Raw genomic sequence first — 16,220 nt, 5'->3', positions numbered from 1 at the left:
CCGGAAAGGCCCCGCCGGGCCGCGAGGTCGCGGTCGGGCGGGGCCTGGAGCTTGCCGCGGACCTGCTGGTCAGAGGCCCACCTTGTTGACTCCGTAGACGGCTTGCGAGTGGGTGAAGCCCTCGCCGGCGTCCGACTCGAGCTGGTCGATCAGACCCTTGCGTGAGAACGACGTGAACTCGAGGTAGCTCTTGGCAGACTTGTAGGCCTGCTCGTTGAAGTTGATGTGCAGAGAGTCCACCGCGCGGGTGGCCACCTTCACCGGGTACCCCTCGCCCGCGTCGGAGGACAGCTGGTCGATCAGGCCCTTACGGGAGAACGCGGTGAACTCGAGGTAGCTCCGGGCCGATTCGATGGCGTTCTGCTCCTCCAACGACACCGGCTTGGCGGTGGGCGCTTTCGTGGTCGGCTTGACCGTGGGCCGGGCTGCCTTCGTGGTGGGCGCGACGGTCGGCGCGGCCGCTTCGGTGGTCGGCGCGACCGTCGGCGGCTCCGTCGGCGGCTCGCTGGTGACGTCGACGACGGGCTCGACAGTCGGGTCAGCGGTCGCAACCGTGGTGGCGGCCGTCGTGGGCGCGGTGGCGGCGGCGCTCACCTCGTTCGAGGGAGCCGAGCCTGATGCCGCGAGCACGATGACGTTAATCATCAAGGCGAGGACGCCGAGCGCCAGACCGATCGCCGCCTTGGCCTTGCTCATCGCCTTAGCGAGAGTGACGGCCCCGAGGGCGACCGCCGCCAGACCAAGCAGCAGCCCCAGGACCGGCACCCAGGACAACACGAGAGCGGCAATCCCAGTGCCCAGCGCCCAGAGCGGCAACGGGCTCCGGACCGGCCGCGGGGCGAAGGGCGGCATCGGAGCGTACGACGGCGAGAACGGATGCTGTGACATACCGGCAGGACCTCTCGAGTGGGCGGGATCGCCGCATGGATCGGTCGGATCCACCGCCACTTGAGCAACCGGGAGACGCCAGCTCAGGGGCGCCGCTCCGCTTTCGTGGTGGGTCAGGGGCGTTGGCCCGGCTCGTCGACGATGAGCGGCGGCGTCACCAGCGAGGAAAGCGGCGAACCGAGCAGCACGTGCGTTGTGGCGTCGAAGATCCACATGACCTGGGGCTCGGACTCGCCTGGGGAGGTCCAGGCGACGCCGGTGCCGGTTCGGCCGGTGCTGTCCTTCGAGTTCGGCACCAGGCTGATGCCGTCGATCATGCCGGCCGCACGGTAGAGGGCGGCTCGCTGGGCCGGACGGAGCCAGTATCCGTCGCTGAGCGACCACATGTCCTTGGCGACGCCGTTGACGTTCCTTTTGCCGTTCTTGTCGAGGCTGCGCTTGGTCAGCCAGGTGATCAAGGCCGACGGATCGGTCGGTAGGTCGGGCCGGACGTGCGGCTCAGGCTCGCACGAAACCTGGACGGCCTGTCCCGTGCTGTCGGAGCCCTTCTGCCGGCCCTCGATGCAGCCGGGGATGACCTCTTCCGCGCCCTTGGAGGTTCGCGCCAGGCCGTCGTGCCGGCCGTCGACTGAGTACCAGCTTTCGCGCGACGTACCGTCCGGGCCGATCGTCTTGGCATAGACGAATTGATCACCGCGGGGCACGACGTCCTGCTCCTTGCCGGCCACCGCGGCGGCCGTGTCGAGGAATTGGGCGACCGGCACCGTCGCGACCGGCGGGGTTTCCGGGCCCCGATCGCCCAGCGTCGTCGTCGCGCCGGCTACGACAACGGCGACCGCGGCGGCCAGCGCGAGGACTCGACGGGTCAGCCGCCGAGGGTGGGTCTGTGGCGACGTTTCGCCCGGCGACTGGGCCGAGTCTGCCGTCAGCTCGGCCAGCAGCCGGGCCCGGGCCGGGGCGAGCCGATCGGGCGACGGGAGCGGCGTTCCCCGGCCGAGCTCGCGGGTCAGCGTGATCTCATCCATGGCGTATCTCCTGCTCGACGGTGGTCAACGGGTTGCTGCCGCCGAGCGCGGCGCGCAGTCGGGTACGGGCGCGGTGCAGACGCGAGCGAACCGTGCCCACCGGGATTCGCAGGGCCGCCGCGACCTGCTCGTACGTCAATTCCTCCTGTGCGATCAGCAGGAACACGTCGCGGTCGCCGTCGGCCAGGTCGGCCAACGCCGCGGTGAGCACTTGCCACAATGCGGCGGCGGTGACATCCACGGCGACCTGCTCGGCATGACAGACGGTGTCGGTGTCCGGCGGTACGGCTCGTTTCAGCCGTAGGGCGCGCGCCTCGTCGCGGCGGTGCTGGGCGATCAGATTGGTGGCGATGCCGTAGAGCCAGGGCCGAACGTCACCGTGTTCGGGCCGGAAGGTGTCGCGGCGCCGGAAGGCAGCCAGGAACGTCTCGGCGACCAGGTCGTCGGCATGCTGGTCGCCGAGACGGCGGGCCAGGTACCGGTGAATGTAGGGAGCGTGCCGATCGAACAGCACCGCGAACTCCTCCGGCCGGCTTCGCGACCGGAGCAGTATCGAAGCGTCATCCATCCCTGATCCTCTTTCTTCGGTGACGCTTGTTGTCCGTCACCCGAAGCGAAAGGGTTCACGGCGCCCGGGAACCGCGGGCTTTCTCCTGCTCCAGCAAGGCGTCCAGGTCCTGCAGACGATGTAGGCCTTTGAGGGGCTGCTGCATGCGGTGGTTGCCCGCGAAGGTCTGCTCATGGCGGGCGAGAAAGCTCCAATACCCCGCCGTATAAGGGCAGGCGTTGTCGCCGGCTCGGACCTTCGGGTCGTAGCGGCACCCGCCGCAATAGTCGCTCATGCGGTTCACATAGGAGCCGCCGGCGGCGTACGGCTTGGTGCTCATCCGGCCGCCGTCGGCGTACTGGCTCATGCCGACGACGTTGGCCGTCATCACCCATTCATAGCCGTCGACGAAGCTGCGGTGGAACCAGTCGGCGATGGCGCCGGGGCGCCAGCCGCGCTGCATGGCGTAGTTGCCGAGGATCATCAGGCGGGGGATGTGGTGGACCCAGCCGCGGTCGCGGACGCCGGCCAGGACGTCGGACAGGCAGCGGGCCTCGACGGCGTCGGCGTCCAGGTCGGCGAACCATTTCGGCAGTTCGCGGCGGGCGTGCAGTTCGTTCTCGGCTCGGTATGAGGGTTCGAAGTACCAGTAGAGGTGCCAGATGAAGTCGCGCCAGCCGAGGATCTGCCGGACGAAGCCTTCGACGCTGGCCAGCGGCGCTTCACCGGCCAGGTACGCCTGTTCGGCGCGTTCGATGACCTCCAGCGGGTCGAGCAGGCCGAGGTTGATGGCCGCGCTGAGCATGCTGTGGGCCATCAGCGGGTCGCCGGCCAGCATCGCGTCCTCGTGCGGGCCGAAGGCGGGCAGCCGGTGCTCGACGAAGTGCCGCAGGCGGGCCAGCGCCTCGGGCCGGGTCGCCGGGAAGAGGCGTGGCCCGTCACGGCCGACGAAGGTGATGCCGTCGTCGCGTTCCCAACGGTCGAGGTCGGCCCGTACCTGTTCGTCGATCTCGTCCTCGACGATCTCGGGCGGGGCCGGCACGCCGAGCCGCTCGGCGCCGCGCGGGGGTGGCTCCCGGTTGTCGGCGTCGAGGTTCCATCGGCCTCCGGCCGGTTCGGCGCCTTCCATCAGTACGCCGTGACGCTGCCGGGCAAACCGGTAGAAGTCCTCGAGACGCAGATGGTCGCGCCCAGCCGCCCAGGACACGAAGTCCTGCGGGGCAGTGACGAAGCCGCGCGGTGGCAGCACCTCGACGCCGGGCAGCCGGGTCACCAGCCCACGGGCGGCGCGCGAGGTGGGGTGGCACACGCTGAGCGGGCCGGTCGCCGCGCCGGCGTACGTCTCGGCCTGCTTGAAGAGGACGTTGTCGTCCTCAGCCCGATGCCGCAGGGCGGAGAGCACGAGATGAGCCTTCTGCCGGTGGAAGGCGCGGCGCCGGAAGACCGCCTTCGACTCGATGAGCAGCACCGGCTGGCCGGGCTCGTCGAGGAAGTGCGGGCCGAGCTGGTCGGCGAACAGCCAGCGACGCTTCATGACTGCCATGCTGCCCCACCAGGCCCTGCGCCGCGTGATCATTGCCACGAGCCGCCCAACTCTCCCCCTACGGAAGAGTACGGTCGGGAACCTTATGTCTGTGCTCCTCAACCGACGTGCCCGTCCCGCCTGGCTGGCGTCACCGCGGGTGTTCCGTACCGAAGTCCTGGCCGGCCTGGTCGTCGCGCTGGCGCTGATTCCCGAGGCGATCTCGTTCTCGATTCTGGCCGGGGTCGATCCCAGGATCGGGCTGTTCGCCTCGTTCACCATGGCGGTGACGATCGCCTTCACCGGCGGCCGCCCGGCCATGATCTCGGCCGCGACCGGGGCGATCGCGCTGGTCGTGGCGCCGCTGGCCAAGGAGCACGGGCTGGGGTTCCTGGTCGCGGCGGTGATCCTTGGTGGCGTCTTCCAGATCGTGCTGGCCCTGGCCGGGGTGGCCAAGCTCATGCGCTTCATCCCGCGCAGCGTCATGGTGGGCTTCGTCAACGCGCTGGCGATCCTGATCTTCTCGGCGCAGCTGCCACACCTCACGGGCGTACCGTGGCTGGTCTATCCGCTGGTGGCGGTCGCGCTGGCCATCATCTGGTTTTTGCCCAAGCTCACCACCGCCGTGCCGGCGCCGCTGGTCGCCATCGTGGTGCTGACGGCCGTCACCCTGCTCGCGCACATCGCCGTGCCCACCGTCGGCGACGAGGGCAGGCTGCCGGACAGCCTGCCCGCGCTCGGCCTGCCCGATGTGCCGTTCACCCTCGACACCTTGAAGATCATTGCGCCGTACGCTCTGGGCATCGCGCTCGTGGGTCTGATGGAATCCCTGATGACGGCCAAGCTGGTCGACGACATCACCGACACGCGCTCCGACAAGACCCGCGAGTCCTGGGGCCAGGGCGTCGCCAACATCGTCACCGGTTTCTTCGGTGGCATGGGCGGCTGCGCGATGGTCGGCCAGACGATGATCAACGTCAAGACCTCGGGCGCCCGTACGCGACTCTCGACGTTCCTGGCCGGTGTCTTCCTCCTGATCCTGGTCGTGGCGCTGGGTGACGTGGTCGCCCTGATCCCGATGGCGGCACTGGTCGCCGTCATGATCATCGTGTCGGTGGGCACCTTCGACTGGCACAGCATCGCCCCGGCCACCCTCAAGCGGATGCCGGCCGGGGAGATCGTCGTCATGCTGGTGACCGTGGCCGGCACGCTCGCCACCCACAACCTGGCCGTGGGCGTCGTCCTCGGCGTGCTGGCGGCCATGGTGGTCTTCGCCCGGCGGGTGGCCCACTTCGCCACCGTGACCAGCACGCCGGCTCCCGAGGGCGGAACGCGCATCTACCACGTACATGGCGAATTGTTCTTTGCCTCCAGCAATGACCTCGTGCACCAGTTCGACTACGCCGGCGACCCGGGCCGGGTGGTGATCGACATGAGCGCGGCCCACATCTGGGACGCGTCCTCGGTGGCGGCGCTGGACGCCATCACCACCAAGTACGAGTCGCGCGGCAAGCGGGCCGAGATCATCGGGTTGAACGAGGCCAGCACGCGGTTCCACGAGAACCTCAGCGGCAAGCTCGGAGCTTCCCATTGATGCAGATCGGTGAGGCGGCCGTACGAGTCGGGCTGAGCATCCGCACGATCCGCCACTACGAGGAAGCCGGCCTGGTCGTCCCGTCGGCCCGCAGCGAGGGCGGGTTCCGGCTCTACACCGAACCCGACCTCGACCGGCTCCGCGTCATCAAGCGGATGAAGCCGCTCGGCTTCACCCTGGAGGAGATGCGCGACCTGCTGGAGATCATCGACGGCCTCTCCGTCACGCAAGACGCCGGCCGGGCGGCTTTGATCGATCGGCTGGCCGTTTTTCATGCGGCCGCCGACGAGAGGGTTCGGGCGCTGCGCGCGCAGTTGGAGATGGCCGAAGGTTTCGCTCAGCAGATGCGGACAACATTCGAGGCGGCAGCCGCATCTAGGTAGGTGTGGTTCAACGACGCAAGTTGCTCATCGGCGCCCTCGGCGTGACCGGGCTGGCCGCCTGCTCCTCCGCCCCCACCACGGCCAAGTTGACGTGGGAACAACCGACGGCGGCGCCCCTGCGGCTGACGGCGCCCTCCGGGCAGATCTCCCCGGCCGATCCGGTCGTCATCAAGGTCGACGGCGGAACTCTCCAGTCCGTCAGCGGCCTGCCCGGAACGGTCCAGGCCGACGGTGTGACCTGGCGCTCCAGCGGGCCGCTGGCCTACGACAAGACGTACAAGCTGACCGCCCACCTGCTCGACAGCCTCGGCGCCGCCGTCACGAAGACCGCGACCTTCCGGACCGTCAAACCGCGCGCGGTCACCGGAGTCACCTTTCAGGCCAACGCGCTGACCGCGCTTGAGACCGGCGGTACGTACGGAATCGGCCAGCCGGTGATCGTGGCGTTCAGCAAAGCCGTCAAGGATCGGGCGGCCGCCGAGAAAGCCATCAAGGTCGAGACCACGCCGGCCGTCGACGGCAAATTCTTCTGGGTCGACAACACGATCGTGCACTGGCGCCCCGCGAAGTACTGGGCGCGCGGCACCACGATCAAGGTCAGCGTCAACGCCCTGGGCGTCGATCTGGGCAACGGCCTGTACGGCAAAGCCAACGCCAGCACCCACTTCACGATCGGCCGCTCCCTGATCGCGATCAGCGACGACAGCACCCGCCGCACCCGGGTCTACATCGACGGCAAGCTGGCCCGCGACATGGCCTGCAGCAACGGCCAGGGCGGCTACACCACCATCACCAACGGCGAGCAGATCCACTTCTGGACCCACAACGGCCCGCACGTGGTGCTGTCGAAAGAACGCACGCACAGCATGAGCTCGGCCAGCTACGGCCTGAGCGACAAGAACAACCCGTTCTACTACGAACCCGAGGACGTCGAGTTCTGCACCCGCATCTCCTACTCGGGCGAGTTTCTGCACGCCGCCCCCTGGAACACCCAGTTGGGCAAGGCGAACACCTCACACGGCTGCATCAACCTGAGCACCGCCGACGCTCAGTGGGTCTACAAAAACTTCCTGATCGGCGACGTCGTCGAGGTCACCCACAGCCCCAAGCCCCTCCCCACCTGGGACGGCCTCGGCGACTGGACCGTCCCCTACAACAAGTACGGCGCATGATCGGTCCATGAGACGGGCATTGATCCTCATCGGCGTATCCGGCGTCGGCAAATCCACCGTGGCCCAAGCCATCGGCGAACTGCTCACCGACGCCGGCCACACCACCGGGGTCATCGACACCGATGCCCTGGCGCAGTTCGGCCCTCCACCATCCCCCGCCAACCCCGATTTCTACGACGCCCTGAAATGCGCCAATCTGGCCGCGGTCTGGGTTCATTTTCGCGATCGTGGCGCCCAGTTCGTCGTAGTCAGCGCCAACATCGACCGGGCTGGCCTCCGGAACCGATACGTCGACAGCCTCGACGGATGCGAGGTTCAAGTGGTCCGGCTGACCGCCGACCTGGACACCATCCGCCGTCGGCTCCAGGCGCGCGACGGCGAGGTGCCCGCACGGCGCCACTTGAACTGGCTTGCCGATCGTGAGGCAGCTTTGAACTCGCTCGCCCTCGAGGACTTCACCGTAGCGAACAACGACCAAGCAACCACAGTGGCCAGGCTGATCCTGACCCAAGCCCGCTGGCCCGCGTGACATGCGCAGGTGAAAGCCCGGAGCACTATGTCTGCTCCGGGCTTTCGCCTCGACCACGGGCGGATCATCACTGTTCCGGCCTCGCTGTCTTGGGCCTCCTTAGCGTTAACCGAGGTTGCCCAATGCCAACCTCCACAACCAGCGTTGGATGGTTGAGGGGTAGTCATTGGTGGTCTACGCGGGGTGCCGACCGAGGAGATACCGTGCCGCCGCGCTACCGATACGGAGAAATCGCCGACGACCTGCAGAACCGCATCGAGGCCGGCGAGTTCCCGCCCGGCTCCCACCTGCCCAGCCGCGGCGAACTGACCGCGCACTACGAGGTGACGGCCCCGGTCATCGACCGCGCGATGCAGATTCTGCGCGTCAAAGAGCTCACCGAAACACTGCCCGGCGTCGGTGTCTACGTCCGCGATTCCCCCGGCAACTCCTAGCCGCCCGAGGCTGCCGACAGACAGCGAGCACCTGATCAGGCTGGGCACCGACGAGGGCTCCGCTGGCGCGCCGGCCGCGAAGCCGGTCAACGAGGCATTGCCTCGGCACCGGGCACACGTTCACCTACCCAGCGGCCGTCGTCCCCAGGCAGACAAAAGCGGAGGGCGTGGGATTCGAACCCACGAAGAGTTTCCCCTTACCGGTTTTCAAGACCGGCGCCATCGGCCACTAGGCGAGCCCTCCCGATGTTGCCGTCCCAGTTTGCCAGACGGGGGCCGCGCCGTCCGCAGGCACTCGCGAAGCAACTTGTATCAAGGTTGTGAAAATAGGTCTGGCCAGCGCAAACAACCGACTCTGACGCGGGCGTGACGGTTGACACGGCATCGACACAGATGTTTATTGTTCACCGTCTTAACCTTTTCCCGGCTAGGCCCCCACCTCCGGCAAGGGAGTCCCCATGAAGATCGGATGGGCCGCTTCGGCGGCCGTGGTCGTTTCGGCGGCCGTCCTGAGCGTGCCGTCGGCGTCAGTCGCCGCCGGCGAGGCAGTCAACGTCTATCTCACCACTACCAGCGACGCCGGCGGGCGGACCGTCTCGCGTGGGCTGCAGCAGCAGGCGAACGTCGCGTTCGGCGGCAGCTCGGGCAGCGCCAACCAGACCATCACGGTCAACGAGAACACCACCTATCAGCAGTTCGAGGGGGCCGGCGCGTCGTTCACCGACACCGCCGCCTTCGACATCCGCGGGAGCGGCGCGCTCTCGGCGGCCACTCAGAACGAGGTGATGACCAAGCTCTTCAGCCCGTCGCAGGGCATCGGGGTGAGCGCGCTGCGCAACGTCATCGGCTCGTCGGATCTGGCGCAGGGCAACTTCTCGTACGACAACACGTGTTGCGACGTGAACGACTTCTCGTTGAGCCGGGACGCCGATGTGATGGCGTTGACCAAGCAGGCGGTCGGGCTCAACCCGTCGATGTTCGTGATGGCCTCGCCGTGGTCGGCCCCGCCGTGGATGAAGGACAACAACGCGTACAGCCAGGGTTGGCTGCAGTCTCAGTACTACCCGGCCTACGCGCAGTACTTCGTGAAGTACATCCAGGGCTACCAGTCGCAGGGCGTGCCGATCCGGTACGTCACCGCGCAGAACGAGCCGACCTGCTGCGCCGGTTACCCGTCGATGCAGTGGAACGCGGCCGGGCTGCAGTACTTCTCCAAGACCAATCTGCTGCCGGCCCTGCAGAGCGCCGGATTGAGCACGAAGCTGCTGGTCGGTGACTGGAACTTCGACACGTACGACACGTGGGTGGCGCCGCTGCTGGCCGACACCGCGATCCGTAACCACCCGAACTTCGGTGGTGTGGCGTGGCACGACTACGGCGGCAACCCGTCCACCGCGACCGCCGTGCACAACCAGTATCCGCAGGTCAACGCGTACATGACCGAGCACTCGGGCGGCACCTGGGTGAGCAACCAGCACGCCGAGGACATGGGTGACTTGATCGACTACTTCCGCAACTGGGGTCGTAGCTGGACCAAGTGGTCGATGGCGGTGGACGAGAACATGGGCCCGCACAACGGTGGCTGCGGCACCTGCACCGGCCTGGTGACGGTGCACCGCAACGACGCGCGGCGGGGTCAGGTCGACTACACCATCGAGTACTACACCATGGGTCACCTGACCAAGTTCGTCAGGCCCGGGGCCGTACGCATCGACTCCAGCGCCAACGGAACGGTGCCGAATGTTGCTTTCCGTAACTCCGACGGGTCCAAGGCGCTGATCGCCTACAACACCAGCGGCAGCACGCAGAGCGTCAAGGTGAACTGGGGCGGTCAGTCCTTTGTCTACAGTCTGCCCGCGCGGACGTCGGCCACCTTCACCTGGAGCGGCACGCAGTCGGGCAACGGCTCGACCGGCGGGACGATCAAGGGTCTCGGCGGCAAGTGCCTCGATGTGACCGATGGCTCGACCGCGAACGGCAACCAGCCACAGCTGTGGGACTGCACGTCCGGCAACACCAACCAGCAGTGGACGCGCAACGCCGACGGCACGATCACCGGGCTCGGCAAGTGCCTGGACGTGGCCGGCAACTCGACCGCGGACGGCGCCGCGGTGCACCTCTGGGATTGCATCGGCACGGTCGCCAGTCAGAAGTGGACGGTCACCGCGGGCGGCGACATCGTCAACACCGCCTCGGGCAAGTGTCTCGATGTGAAGGACAACAGCACGGCCAACGGGGCGAAACTGCAGATCTGGGCCTGTACGGGCGCGGCGAACCAGAAGTGGTCACTGTGAGTTAGCCCGCGAGGTTTTCCGTCATACCCCTCGGGCACACTGCAGGTATGCACGCGATCGTGATCGAGGACAAGAAGCTCGCCCTCCGCGAGGTGCCCGACCCGGTGCCCGCGGAGGGCGAGGTCGTCGTCGATGTCACTGCCGCCGGTGTCAACCGGGCCGACGTCTCCCAGCGCCAGGGCTTCTACCCGCCGCCACCCGGTGCACCGGTCTATCCCGGCCTCGAGTGCGCCGGCGTGATCAGCGCCGTCGGTCCCGGCGTCACCGGCCGTCACGTGGGTGAGCGGGTCAGCGCCCTGCTCTCCGGCGGTGGCTATGCGCAGCGGGTCGCCGTGCCCGCCGGCCAGTTGCTGCCGGTGCCGACCGGCTTGTCGCTGCACGAGGCGGCCGCGCTGCCCGAGGTCAGCTGCACGGTCTGGTCCAACGTCGTCGACCGCGATCGGCTCCGCAAAGGGCAGACCCTGCTGGTGCACGGCGGGGGCAGCGGCATCGGCACGTTCGCGGTCCAGCTCGGCCATGCGCTCGGCGCCACGGTGATCACGACCGCCCGGGCCGGCAAACATGAAAGGCTGCGTGAGCTCGGCGCCGACCTGTGCATCGACTACACGGCCGACGACTTCGTCACCGCCACGAAGGACTTCACCGATGGCGCCGGCGTCGACGTCGTCCTCGACATCGTCGGGGCGAAATATCTGGCCCGCAACATCGAGGCCCTCGCGCCGAACGGCCGGATCTCGGTGATCGGCATGCAGGGCGGCCGCAAGGCCGAGCTGGACCTGGGCCTGCTGATGGCCAAGCGCGGCTCGATCTCGTCCACGTCGCTGCGCGCCCGCCCGCTCGCCGACAAGGCCCGGATCGTCTCGGCGGTGACCCGCGACGTGTGGCCGCTGGTCGAGGCCGGCGCGATCAAGCCGATCATCCACACGACGATGCCGCTCTCCGAGGCGGCCGAGGCGCACAGCCTGATGGAGTCGAGCGACCACCTGGGCAAGATCCTGCTGCTGCCGTGATCCCCAGGAGGAAGTTACCACCTTCGGGTGACAAGTAGCGGGAGTTTGGGTCGGGTTAGTCCGGATTTGCGGCGTGGTTCCGCATCCGGGGGTCGCAAGCGGCACAGCATGAGGGCCGCACCCGATCCAGGCCCCGGGAGGTCTCGTGACCGACACGCCGCTGCGCCCCGCGCGCTCACCGCTGGCGGAAAAGCTGCCGGAAAGACCGGTGCCGAGACAGCGCCGCAAGCGCTGGCCGTGGCTGGTTGCCGCCGCCGTCGCCGCGGTGGCGATCGGCGTGGCCGCCTTCGCCGTGACGCGCGACGAGCCGGATCCAGCCGCCCAGCCGCCGTCGGCCTTCGAGGGCCACTTCGAGCTCACCGTGCTCGGCAGCCGCTGCGGTGTGACCTCGGTCGGCCCGCAGGATCTGCCGCAGCGTCCCCAGGGCCAGTTCTGCCTGGTCGACGTGGAAGTTCAGAACACGAGCAGCGAGGCTGAGCTGCTCGACCCGGGCGCCCAGCGCGCGATCGACGCCCAGGGCGCCGAGCACCCCCTGGCCGAGCAGGCCCTGGTCTTCCTCAACGAGGCCCAGCCGACCCTGCTCGAGGAGATCGCGCCCGGGGCGACGGTGAAGGGCGTCCTGCCGTTCGACGTTCCGGCTCAGACCCAGTTGTCGGAGCTGGTCCTGCACAGCGCCATGGACAGTGCCGGGGCTCGCGTCCCGGTCAGTTGAACGTGCGTTAACGCAGATCACGGGCGTATTTCGAAAATCCATCACCATGGATTTACACCTCAAAAGTCCTTTCTTTCCACGATGGGACGAGGGTGATTATCGGAAATCCGCCCCGGAACATTCCTGATGTGTGTTGGCATGATCGTCGGAATTAGCGAGTTGTCCGGGTTCCCATTGCCGTGCGTCGAACGCACGGTGTCCGGCGCGGCAAACGGTAATGCCACGTCGACAGGGATTCGCGCGAGTGCCCCGGGCCGATTTCGGAGGCAACACTGCATCGTCCGTCCCCGAGCCGGGCCTTGACCGCCGGCGCTATCGCGCTGGCCGTCATCTCACCGGCCCTCGACCCTGCCGAGCACGCCGCCGAGGCCGTTCCGCCCGCTGAGCACGCTGGTTCCGACCAGACCGCAGCCGCCGCCGCATTCGCGGAGACGGTCACCGAGCGAGCCACCGCCACGGAACGTGCCTCCCGTACCCACCAGCGCCGCACTGCCGGGGAACGCCGGCTGACCGCGACCCCGCTGGCCCTCCACACGCTCTCCGGCGGGACCCCCCTGCCGGAAATGAGCCCCGAAGCTTTTGAGGAGGTCCGCCACGAAGCCGTCCGGACCGCGGTCTCCCTCGCCGCGGTCGACGGGCGGGAGGCCCTGCGCTCCCCGGCCGCCGAGGCGGCGGCCGAGGCCCGTGCGGTGCTCCGAGACGGCCCGAAGCTGCTCCGGGAAGGCCCGGAACTGCTGCGGACCGTGCCACGGATCCCGGTCGTGCACAAGGCCGTGGTCAAGGCGGCCAAAGCCGAGCGAAGGACTCGGGAGCGGATCCGCGTAAGGATCCGGGAAAGGATCCGGGAGCGTCAGGCCCGTCACCGCGTCCGGGTGATCGTCACCCGGCACACGACGGCCCGCCGGGCCCAGCGTGTCGTCCCGCTCGGGGGTGGCATGACGGCGGTCATCGCGTTCGCCCGGGCCCAGGTCGGCAAGCGGTACGTCCACGGCGGCACGGGCCCGGGCGGCTTCGACTGCTCGGGCTTCACCAAACGGGCGTACGCCCTGGCCGGCATTCACCTGCCGCATTCCTCGGGTGCGCAGGCGGCCCGGGCCCGGAGCATCTCCACCGATGACGCACGGCCGGGCGACCTGGTCGTCGGCCCCGGCCACGTGGGCATTTACATGGGCCGCGGCATGATGATCGACGCGGGTAACTCACGCACCGGAGTCGTCTATCGCAAGCTCTATTCGGGGCTGCGGGTCGAGCGTTTGAAATAGCATTGTCGCTGCCGCGCTCCTGGAGAAGGAGCGCGGCAGCGTCAAGAGCGCGGCAGCGTCAGCCGCACCGTCGTGCCGACGCCGGGCTCGCTCTCGAGATGGACACTGCCGTGATGGGCGTCGATGATCGACTTGACGATGGCCAGGCCCAGACCGGGGCCTTGAGCCGCCATCACCTCGGCCGCCTGGCAGCGGTAGAAGCGGTCGAAGACGTGCGGCAGCTCGTCGGCCGCGATGCCCACGCCGTTGTCGGTGATGGTCAGCTCGGGCTCGCCGATCGACGTCGAGTCGATGGTGATCTCACCGCCGGGGTGGGTGAACTTGATGGCGTTGACCAGCAGATGGTTGAGCGCCTGGGCGATCCGCTGAGCGTCGCCGCGGGCCGGCACCGGGTTCTCGGTGCGGTCGCGCAGCTTCACCTCGCGGTGATCGGCCAGCGGGCGGCACGCCGTCGCGGCCTGGTGAGCCAGGTCGGCCAGGTCGATCTCGGTCCGGTCGAGCTGCATCCGCTCGTCGGTCAGCCGGGCGACCAGCAGCAACTCGTCGATGAGCCGCAGCAGCCGGTCGGAGTTGCGGGACATGACCGACAGGAACCGGCGTGACGTGTCGGTGTCGAAGTCGTCCTCGAGCAGCATCTCCAGGTAGCCGCGGATCGTGGACAGCGGCGTGCGCAGCTCGTGGCTGACCGTGGCCAGGAACGAGTCCTTCATCCGGTCGAGCTGGCGTGTCCGGTCGGCGATCTCGCCGGCGTGCCGGGCGTACCGGCGCAGCTCCAGCTGCACGGAGGCGTGCTTGGCCAGGCTGCGCAGGGCCCGCCGCTGGGACGCGGTGAGGGTGCGCGGGACGTGGTCGACGACACAGACCGTGCCGACCGAGTACGTCCCGTCGAGCACCACCGGCGCCCCGGCGTAGAAGCGGACCGCCCCGTTCTCCGGCAGCACCACGGGGTTGTCGGCGAACCGCGGGTCGGCCGTGGCGTCGGGCACCTCGAGCAGGTCGGGCCCGTTGATCGTGTGCGCGCAGAACGACAGGTCCCGGGCGGTCTGTTCGAGCTCGAGGCCGACCTTGGCCTTGAACCACTGCCGGTCCCGGTCGACCAGGCTGACCAGACCCATCGGGGTGCCGCAGATCTCCGACGCCAGCAGCGCGATGTCGTCGAAGTCCTCCTCGGGCGGGGTGTCGAGGACCTGCGCGTCGTGCAGAGCCGCGAGCCGGGCCGGTTCGTTGGCGGGCATCGGCGCTCTCATGGCTCGATCGTCTCACCTTTTTAAGCCGATATAGCAGCCTTCAGTCCGGTCAAGGGTGGCGGCGGGGTGGTTGGACGGGAAAGCAGTCGGCACTCGCTCCCGGGGAGCGAGTGCCGACTTGCTTATCGCCATCGGGCGCGGGGATCTCTGCCGCACACACCCGATCGGATGTCGACAGAAGCATCACCCGGCCCGGCGGGCACCCCGCGCACCACGTGTGCGTCCGCCCGATCGGGTGACACGGGCTACGCTCCGTACAGAGAGCCCCAATACCGTCTGGCCGGAGGACAAATCACCATGAGTCTCGACCGCGCCGAAGCCCCGGATCCGTACGATCTGCTGCCCCCGGTCCCGTCCTTCACGGTGACCAGCACAGATCTGCAGGACGGCCGGCCGCTCGACGAGCTGTTCGCGCACCCGAGCGCGGGCGGCAAGAACGTGTCACCCCAGCTCGCCTGGTCGGGCTTCCCCGACGAGACCCGCGGCTTCGTGGTGACCTGCTTCGACCCGGACGCGCCGACCGGCAGCGGGTTCTGGCACTGGGTCCTGGTCAACCTGCCCGCGACCGTCACCGAGCTGCCCCGTGGCGTCGACCCGCTGCCCGGTGACGCTTTCTGCGTCCGCAACGACTACGGCGAGCGCAACTACGGCGGTTCGGCCCCGCCGCCCGGCGACCGCGTCCACCGGTACGTCTTCGCGGTGCACGCGATCGACGTCGACAAGCTCGATGTGGGCCCGGATGCGACGCCCGCCTATGTCGGCTTCAACCTGGCGTTCCACACGCTGGCCCGGGCCACGATCCGCCCGACGTTCCAGGCATGAGAAAAGGGGGCCGACCGGCCCCCTTTTTCTATGAGAGTCAGGCCGCGGGCGTGCGCGCCACCACGAAGACCGACTGGCCGAACGGCGGCCGGACGACCTGCTCGACGGCCTTGGTCACCGGGAGCACGAGCGTGTCGTACACCTTGACCATCGGGCCTTCCTTCGGGGCCAGCTTGAAGATGCTGGTCGCGCCGTAGTAGCCGATCAGGCCGAGCGCGTTCGCGTAGTGCATCTTCTCGATCTGCAGCCCGGCCTCGGTCATCGCCGCGCGCATGGTCTTCTTCGTGTACCGCCGGATGTGGCCGGTGGCGATGTCGACCTGGCTCATGGCGAACATGAAGGCCGGCACGATGATGATGACCCGGCCGCCGGGGCGGACGAGCTCGGCCATGCTGCGCAGCGCGCCGACGTGGTCCTCGATGTGCTCGAGCACGTTGTACGACACGGCGGCGCTGTACTCACCCGAGGCGTCGGACGCCGGGAGCAGCATCTGCTTCACGTCGATGTTCGGGTGCTCGGCCATCCGCTCCTTGAGCAGGACGAGACGGTCGGGGTCGGCTTCGGTCGCCGTGAACCGCGGAAGGTGCTCCGCCCACTCGATCGCGTAGTCCCCGAGACCGCTGCCGATCTCGATCGGGTTGTCGCCGAGGTACGGAAGAGCGAGCTCGACGAACCACCGGCGGTGGTTCACGGCCGTGGCGAGGCCTTCGAGCACTTCGGACTGGATCCGCTGGTCTCCAGTGATGTCTGCCATATGTAAGGTTCCCTCGTCTTGCCGA

16 protein-coding genes and 1 tRNA gene are annotated in these 16,220 nt (G+C 68.4%); 10 read left to right on the top strand and 7 right to left on the bottom strand.

The genetic code is table 11. The features are described from left to right. Positions 1–69: 69 nt before the first annotated feature. The 4 genes from AB0J66_RS23525 to AB0J66_RS23510 all read right to left on the bottom strand — a co-directional run bounded on the left by AB0J66_RS23525 (position 70) and on the right by AB0J66_RS23510 (position 3,994). Positions 70–888 (bottom strand): Ltp family lipoprotein, encoded by an 819-nt coding sequence (locus tag AB0J66_RS23525; RefSeq protein WP_364664243.1) that lies wholly within the window; start codon positions 886–888, stop codon positions 70–72. Between the two features lie 113 nt (positions 889–1,001). Next, on the bottom strand, positions 1,002–1,913 hold the full coding sequence (locus AB0J66_RS23520; RefSeq protein WP_364664240.1) for a CU044_5270 family protein: 912 nt from the start codon (positions 1,911–1,913) through the stop codon (positions 1,002–1,004). After that, complete coding sequence (locus AB0J66_RS23515; RefSeq protein ID WP_364664237.1) at positions 1,906–2,481, bottom strand: RNA polymerase sigma factor; 576 nt, start codon at positions 2,479–2,481, stop codon at positions 1,906–1,908. Before AB0J66_RS23515 ends, AB0J66_RS23520 begins: the two co-directional genes overlap by 8 nt. Positions 2,482–2,536: 55 nt before the next feature. Beyond that, positions 2,537–3,994: a cryptochrome/photolyase family protein gene (locus AB0J66_RS23510; protein ID WP_364664234.1), complete on the bottom strand. Its 1,458-nt coding sequence runs from the start codon at positions 3,992–3,994 to the stop codon at positions 2,537–2,539. Positions 3,995–4,088: 94 nt separating this feature from the next. Here AB0J66_RS23510 and AB0J66_RS23505 point away from each other — a divergent pair, with 94 nt between their 5' ends. From AB0J66_RS23505 to AB0J66_RS23485, 5 genes are all read left to right on the top strand, one after another. Continuing rightward, positions 4,089–5,576 (top strand): SulP family inorganic anion transporter, encoded by a 1,488-nt coding sequence (locus AB0J66_RS23505; RefSeq protein WP_364664231.1) that lies wholly within the window; start codon positions 4,089–4,091, stop codon positions 5,574–5,576. After that, on the top strand, positions 5,576–5,959 hold the full coding sequence (locus AB0J66_RS23500; protein ID WP_364664228.1) for a MerR family transcriptional regulator: 384 nt from the start codon (positions 5,576–5,578) through the stop codon (positions 5,957–5,959). Before AB0J66_RS23505 ends, AB0J66_RS23500 begins: the two co-directional genes overlap by 1 nt. A gap of 2 nt (positions 5,960–5,961) precedes the next feature. Further along, complete coding sequence (locus tag AB0J66_RS23495) at positions 5,962–7,131, top strand: Ig-like domain-containing protein (RefSeq protein ID WP_364664225.1); 1,170 nt, start codon at positions 5,962–5,964, stop codon at positions 7,129–7,131. A gap of 7 nt (positions 7,132–7,138) precedes the next feature. Continuing rightward, the gene (locus tag AB0J66_RS23490) at positions 7,139–7,660 is read left to right on the top strand and encodes an AAA family ATPase (protein WP_364664222.1); all 522 of its coding nucleotides are present in this window, start codon (positions 7,139–7,141) and stop codon (positions 7,658–7,660) included. Between the two features lie 203 nt (positions 7,661–7,863). Beyond that, a complete protein-coding gene (locus tag AB0J66_RS23485) occupies positions 7,864–8,094 on the top strand; it encodes a GntR family transcriptional regulator (RefSeq protein ID WP_364664219.1) in 231 nt (76 codons plus the stop codon). Positions 8,095–8,253: 159 nt separating this feature from the next. On the opposite strand, the gene AB0J66_RS23480 is transcribed toward AB0J66_RS23485, so the two are convergent. Next, a tRNA-Ser gene (locus AB0J66_RS23480) sits at positions 8,254–8,338 on the bottom strand. Between the two features lie 214 nt (positions 8,339–8,552). On the opposite strand from AB0J66_RS23480, the gene AB0J66_RS23475 reads away from it, so the two are divergent. The 4 genes from AB0J66_RS23475 to AB0J66_RS23460 all read left to right on the top strand — a co-directional run bounded on the left by AB0J66_RS23475 (position 8,553) and on the right by AB0J66_RS23460 (position 13,372). Beyond that, the gene (locus AB0J66_RS23475; RefSeq protein ID WP_364664216.1) at positions 8,553–10,388 is read left to right on the top strand and encodes a ricin-type beta-trefoil lectin domain protein; all 1,836 of its coding nucleotides are present in this window, start codon (positions 8,553–8,555) and stop codon (positions 10,386–10,388) included. Between the two features lie 47 nt (positions 10,389–10,435). Then, a complete protein-coding gene (locus AB0J66_RS23470) occupies positions 10,436–11,398 on the top strand; it encodes an NAD(P)H-quinone oxidoreductase (protein ID WP_364664213.1) in 963 nt (320 codons plus the stop codon). Positions 11,399–11,543: 145 nt separating this feature from the next. Further along, entirely contained in the window at positions 11,544–12,110 is a 567-nt protein-coding gene (locus AB0J66_RS23465; RefSeq protein WP_364664210.1) for a DUF4352 domain-containing protein, read from the top strand. Positions 12,111–12,409: 299 nt separating this feature from the next. Next, positions 12,410–13,372 carry a C40 family peptidase gene (locus AB0J66_RS23460; protein WP_364664207.1) on the top strand — a complete coding sequence of 321 codons (963 nt, stop codon included), beginning with the start codon at positions 12,410–12,412 and terminating at the stop codon, positions 13,370–13,372. A 41-nt stretch (positions 13,373–13,413) separates the two neighbouring features. Here AB0J66_RS23460 and AB0J66_RS23455 read toward each other — a convergent pair whose 3' ends face one another. Next, positions 13,414–14,619, bottom strand: a complete 1,206-nt coding sequence (locus tag AB0J66_RS23455) for a GAF domain-containing sensor histidine kinase (protein WP_364664204.1) — start codon at positions 14,617–14,619, stop codon at positions 13,414–13,416. Positions 14,620–14,916: 297 nt separating this feature from the next. On the opposite strand from AB0J66_RS23455, the gene AB0J66_RS23450 reads away from it, so the two are divergent. Further along, positions 14,917–15,441, top strand: a complete 525-nt coding sequence (locus tag AB0J66_RS23450; protein WP_364664201.1) for a YbhB/YbcL family Raf kinase inhibitor-like protein — start codon at positions 14,917–14,919, stop codon at positions 15,439–15,441. 37 nt (positions 15,442–15,478) lie between these two features. Here the strand turns inward: AB0J66_RS23450 and AB0J66_RS23445 are convergent, their stop codons facing one another. Next, positions 15,479–16,195 carry a class I SAM-dependent methyltransferase gene (locus AB0J66_RS23445; protein WP_364664198.1) on the bottom strand — a complete coding sequence of 239 codons (717 nt, stop codon included), beginning with the start codon at positions 16,193–16,195 and terminating at the stop codon, positions 15,479–15,481. Positions 16,196–16,220: the final 25 nt, after the last annotated feature.

This window comes from Actinoplanes sp. NPDC049598, assembly GCF_040675435.1.
Lineage (GTDB): Bacteria > Actinomycetota > Actinomycetes > Mycobacteriales > Micromonosporaceae > Actinoplanes.
The sequence above is the reverse complement of the archived record's forward strand: the minus strand, read 5'-3'. Positions and strand labels throughout refer to the sequence as shown.